Source organism: Tissierellales bacterium (genome assembly GCA_025210965.1).
Classification (GTDB): Bacteria; Bacillota; Clostridia; order Tissierellales; family JAOAQY01; genus JAOAQY01.
Genome location: JAOAQY010000017.1, coordinates 1 through 5857, shown reverse-complemented (window position 1 = coordinate 5857; position 5857 = coordinate 1). Strand labels below are relative to the sequence as shown.

Below are 5857 nucleotides of genomic sequence, written 5' to 3'. Positions count from 1 at the left end.
GTCAAAAAACTTCTACTCAGTTATAGTTATCCTGGTAATATACGTGAACTTAAAAACATAATAGAACGATTAGTTGTTCTTTCAGATGATGGTTTTCTAAAATATGAAGATTTACCTCTTTTGGACTTAGAGTCTCATGCAGATGACGATAAAACTTCTCAAGGTGATCTTACAAAAACGCTAAAAGAACTCAGAACGGAAACTGAAATTGCTCATATAAAAGAAGTTCTCGCATCAACGGGGCAAAATATAACCCATGCAGCTGAAATTTTAGGCATTAGCAGAAGACAGCTGAGCAATAAAATCAATGAGTATGGGCTAAATGATAGGTAGTTTTTATTTTGTCCCCCCTCCCTTCAATAATTAAATTTGCATTTGTCACTGTATTTTATCTATTTTGGGGAAATATTTATACTCAAATTTGTGATTATAAAAGTTCTACATTCATGTAGGGCTTTTTTATTTTAGTTTTCACAATTTACTTTGATAAATTTTTTGCAAGCTTTGATATTTTTTTTGCAATGTGTGAAGAGAATTTCGGGGTAAGGAAATCCTTTTCTCGATTTTTTATTTCGTTTTATTTTTGTCAAACATTGATTATCACTTGTTTTTAGCGCTTTGTTGCATTTTATTCATATTTGGCACGCTTTTTGCTTTAGTTATAGACAGCGGCAATATTGAATAAAATGGAGGGGTATTATGCAAAAAGAAAGAAAAGATTTTATAGTAGTAGGCGCGGCACTTTTTGCTATGTTTTTCGGTGCGGGAAATCTTATATTTCCACCTGCACTTGGACTAGCTTCAGGCAATCATTGGTTTTCATGTTTTTTAGGTTTTTTCCTTACTGGAATTGTATTACCTGTTATGGGAGTTTTGACAGTTTCTAAGATCGGGGGAAGTATTGATGTAATGGGCAACAAGGTTGGCTACCATTTCAGTAAAGTAATGACTTTATTAGTTGTTTTGGCAATCGGTCCACTATTGGCCATCCCTAGGACTGGTGCGACTGTGTTTGAAATCGGTGTACAACCAACATTTCCAAACGTAAGCCCGATTTTAGTTTCTATAATATATTTTGGAATCACTCTAGCCTTTGTAATGAAACCATCTGGTATAGTTGATAAAATTGGTAAGATTTTAACACCTATATTGTTGGTAGTTATTTCAACAATCATTATAAAAGGTATTTTCTTCCCCATAGGTACACCTATTTCCACAGATATGGCTGTACCTTTTGCAAGCGGATTTACTGAGGGCTATCAAACAATGGACGCTTTAGGCGCAGTACTTCTTGGAAGTATTGTTCTATTGGCCCTTAAAGATAAAGGATATAAAGACCACAAAACTCAATTAAAAATGGCTACAAAGGCTGGTTTATTAGCAGGTGCAGGTTTGGCATTCGTATACGGGGGGCTTTTGTATCTTGGTGCTACTGGTAGCGGAACATTTGAAGCTGGTCTTGATAAAACTTCACTTATAATGGCTATTGCAACATCTATCCTAGGCTCTGCTGGACAAGGAGCTCTAAGTGTAGTAGTATCTGCAGCTTGTTTAACAACATCTATTGGATTAACTGCTGTGTGCGGTGAGGCTTTTGTGAAATTATTTAATAATAAAATTTCTTACAAAGCAACAGTTATTGGAACTACACTTTTTAGCGCAACAATGTCTGTAATTGGTGTTGAAGCTATAGTGGGACTTGCTGTTCCTATTTTGACTATAGTTTATCCACTTGTTATCATATTGATTGGAATGAATTTCTTCGGCGATAAAATCAAGAACAATGCATTCTACATCGGTGCTGTTGCAGGTGCACTACCAATAAGTTTGATCGATGCATTCAAAGACATGGGTATTTTCAAGGCAATTGGAATAGAAGAAGCTTATAACTTAACTCAGCATCTTCCATTCGCAGCTCACGGTTTTGCTTGGGTTGTGCCAGCTATAGTTTGTTCTGTAGCTCTAGGCCTTGTTTGGAATAAAAACAAAGCAACTAGCGACGATATGGCTTATGGATTTGATGCAGCTGTCATTGGCGAGAATTAATACTATAAAAAAGATCACTAGATTTTCCATCTAGTGATCTTTTTATATATATTCGTTATTTGATATCTCTAATTGTTAATTATAGTTTCTTCATTAGTCATTGGTTTTTCTTTTACTTCCAAAAGTTCTCCTCTAACTACCATTCTAACTGTTTTTCCGTTTACATAGTCACATGTTAGAAGTGTTATTTCTTTCTTGTCATAGTCATGACCAACAACCCATACTTCATCTTTTTTTGCTTTAAATGTTTTTGTTACTACATAAGTATAGATTTTGTTGTCTCCTTCAACTATGATTTTGTGATCTTTCTTAACTTCACCTAATCTGTTAAAGTTCTTACCGTATGTCTTTATATTACGGTGGTTTGCTATTGAAAGATTTCCACTTGCTCCTAATACATAATTGGTATCAATCATAGAAGCTCCTAAGTTAAGGTTCTCTTTCGTTGCGCCTCTTCTTATAGTTTGCTTAAACTTTATTACTGGAATCTGTAATATTCCCACTATAGGATTCTTCGGCTTATTTATCAATTCATTTTGCTCATTTTTCTTGTTCTCGACTAAGGTTAACTCTTTACTTGTACTTTCTCTATAGGCAACTATTTCTGACTCATGTCTTTCAGCGTCCAATTTTGGATCTATTTGATTTTCGTCAATAGCACCTGTCTGTGGTAATTCGATTATACCTTCTGGTATTATCAATTCTTCTTTTGTCTTTGGCTTTTTAATATCCGGTTTTGGATCTAGTTTTGGCTCTGATTTTTCAATCTTATTGTAACCAAAATTTGCTAATTTATAGTGCTCCCCAGCACTTAAAACTACAGTATGTGCATTGTCTTTTATGCTATCAGGATCGCTTACTAGAGTATAGTCCATGAGTTCCCCAACTTTCATTACATCTACTCTGTATGTTCCCGCTGCTAAGTTTGAAAATATATAATTTCCCTCAGCATTAGTTCTAGTTCTTCCGATATCCGTATAATTTCCTGTTTGTGCATTTTGCTTCAATAGCACTAATGTCACTCCAGCAAAACCAGTTTCATTTATATCTCTTATCCCATTCTCATTTTCATCATGCCATACATACTCTTCTATAGTCGCACTTATATCCTGCGGCTTTGGTTTCGGAACATTAGGTCTTGGGTTAGGTTTTGGATCTGGCTTTGGTTTTGGTGGTTCTGGTTTCGGTTCTGGTTTCGGTTCCGGCTTAGGCTCTGGCTTTGGACGAGGTCTAGGTTTTTTCTTCTTTGGTTTAGATTCTTTAGGTTCTTTATCGTAACCAAAGTTTGCTTTTCTATACTTCTCGTTAGCCTCAAGTTCTACAACATGCCTATGATCCTTTTTAGAATCTGGATCACTTACTAAATCGAATCCATCTAGTTCATCATCTCTTTTATCTACTTCAACTTTATACGTTCCTGGTGCTAGTTTTTCAAATAAATAATATCCATCTGAATCTGTCTCTGTAGTCAAATGTAATTCATAATCATCACTATCTTTATCTAACAAGTATAGTCTGATTTCTACGTCTTCAAATCCTGATTCTTTAGAATCTCTTTTTCCATCTGAATCTTTGTCATACCAAATATACTCACCAATAGATGCATTAAGCTTTTGAGGTTTTGGCTCAGGATCTGGATCTGGCTTCGGTGGCTCTGGTTTCGGCTTTGGATCCGCCTTCTTTTTATATCCAAAGTTTGCTAGCATATAACTCTGTGCTCTAGATAATCTCACCTGATGCTTTCCATCCTCTATTGAATCTGGATCACTTACTAACTTGTAATTTTCGAGTACATCGCTATCTAGTATCTCTACTCTATATTCTCCTGCTTTCAATCCTGAAAACTCATAATTACCTTGTTTATCTGTTTTTGTTTGAGCTTTCAAAACATATGTCCCTGCAGTGTTTTTTATATAAAGACCAATATTCACATCTGCTAAAACACTCTCATCATTGTCTTTCATTCCATTCTCATTTTCATCTACCCAAACAAATTTACCGATTTTAGCTGTTGATGGATCTGGCTCTGGCTCTGGTTTCGGCTTTGGTGGTTCTGGCTTTGGATCAGGATCTACCTCATCTTTATTGTATCCAAAGTTTGCTAACATATATGCTTCATCTATTCCCAAATCTACTTGATGTTCATTGTCCATATTTATATCTGGATCACTTACCAATCTATAATCGTCCAATACTCCAGTTTTGACTACTTCAACTTTGTATTTTCCTGAATGTAATCCATCAAATTCATAGTATCCATTACTATCCGTTGTAGTTCTTTGCTTTTCAACATAGTCTCCTGATAATGAATCCCATGAATATAATATGAGTTCCACTCCCTCGAATGGAGTTTCATCAGCAGTTCTTATTCCATCTTCGTTTTTGTCTCTCCAAACGTATCTACCAATTTCACTTGAAACTACATCTGTTCTAACTCTTTTAGATTGAACCACAATGTCTCTCACCGTATCACTATATCCTGGTGTTTGATGTGTATAGTAGTTCCCTTCAACATTCATACTTGGTAACAATCCCAATCTGATTCTTTGATTTACTGTGTTACCAGGAAGATTTGCTCTATCAAATCTAATTGCCGTAATTCCCATTTTGTGAATAGCTGGATTATAACTCTCCCAAGCAATATTTCCTGTGTCTTGAAGCTGCATTAATGAAGAAAAATCTTTATCAGATACATCTTCTGTAGTAACATAAAGTGACTCTCCATTTTCAGCCGTAAAGCTTTCTAGAGAATAATCACCATCAAAACTTGAAGCTTCACTAATTGGTGTCTTTGCCATGAATATTAAGTCATTAATAGGTTCTTTTTGGAAATTTGAATAATATATATTGAAACCAAATGGTTCCCCAATTTCAACTACATCTTTTTCTACTTCCTCTCTGATTCCCCATGCATTGTTATTTGTAACTTCAAGAGTTGCAATACTAGTTCTTTTTTCAACACCACTAACATCTAGTGGAGATGAAATAACCACTTCATTTTCTATTGTCTCTTTGTCTGGTGTATTTTCAGATACTCTTGTATCATAAACCAGTAATTTACTCAAGTCATTAACTGGGCAATTCGGAATTTCCCAAGTTATTTCGGTCTCTCCACCAGCTAACTTCTTTATTGTCTCATTATCTATTTCTTCACCATCTAATGTAGCACTATTTGGAATATATTCCATAAAGCTTGATTTTATAGTATCAACTATTTTAACATCTGCCTCAACTACTTCTTTTCCAAGTCCTGCATCTGTAGATAATGTAAAGTTTAATCTATATGAAACCTCTACTGGATCTGAATTCTTTATTGAAATTTGACCTGTTTCCTCTAGTGAATCGTCAAATAGCTTTTTGATTCTAGCATATGCTTTTGTTATAGTCAGTCTGTCACCATAACCTGCATGATTGTTTATATCTGCTTCATAAGTACTTGTTCTCCAATCACCGGCATTTACATTTTCTGCTTTTCCAGCAACATAGACCGGCAAAATGTCGCCTATCTCTACCATATCCGCTTTAGTTCTATAGTATAGCACCAATCTTGCTGAAGTATTTCCCTTTAAATTTATTCCATCTTTTGCTCTAGCTCTCACCATTGTTATATTTCTGCCATCAGCTAATGCTAAATCATAGTCTGCATACCATGCATCTGCATCTTCTGCTGTTCTCATCTCTTCAAATGAATTTAGTGACCCAACTCCATATTCAATAATCCAATTTTGGGCGTCTTCTTCTGTGCCGCCATTTATAGAAAATTCATACGGATTAGTTTTCCCATCTGGAACAATTAGGTCAACCTTATTTC

Annotated in this window: 3 protein-coding genes; 2 read left to right on the top strand and 1 reads right to left on the bottom strand. The window is 35.2% G+C overall.

Annotation, left to right across the window (positions count from 1 at the left end; all coding sequences use genetic code 11):
• A partial coding sequence (locus N4A40_00925; GenBank protein ID MCT4660392.1) for an AAA family ATPase occupies window positions 1-333 on the top strand: 333 nt, incomplete at its 5' end.
• 366 nt (window positions 334-699) lie between these two features.
• Complete coding sequence (gene brnQ / locus N4A40_00920; GenBank protein MCT4660391.1) at window positions 700-2046, top strand: branched-chain amino acid transport system II carrier protein; 1347 nt, start codon at window positions 700-702, stop codon at window positions 2044-2046.
• A gap of 68 nt (window positions 2047-2114) precedes the next feature.
• Here brnQ and N4A40_00915 read toward each other — a convergent pair.
• Window positions 2115-5857, bottom strand: a 3743-nt coding sequence (locus N4A40_00915; protein ID MCT4660390.1) for a sortase, incomplete at its 5' end; no start/stop codon positions are given.

Coding starts and splice junctions, on each gene's coding strand:
- brnQ (MCT4660391.1), top strand. CDS start 700: ATGCAAAAAGAAAGAAAAGATTTTATAGTAGTAGGCGCGGCACTTTTT.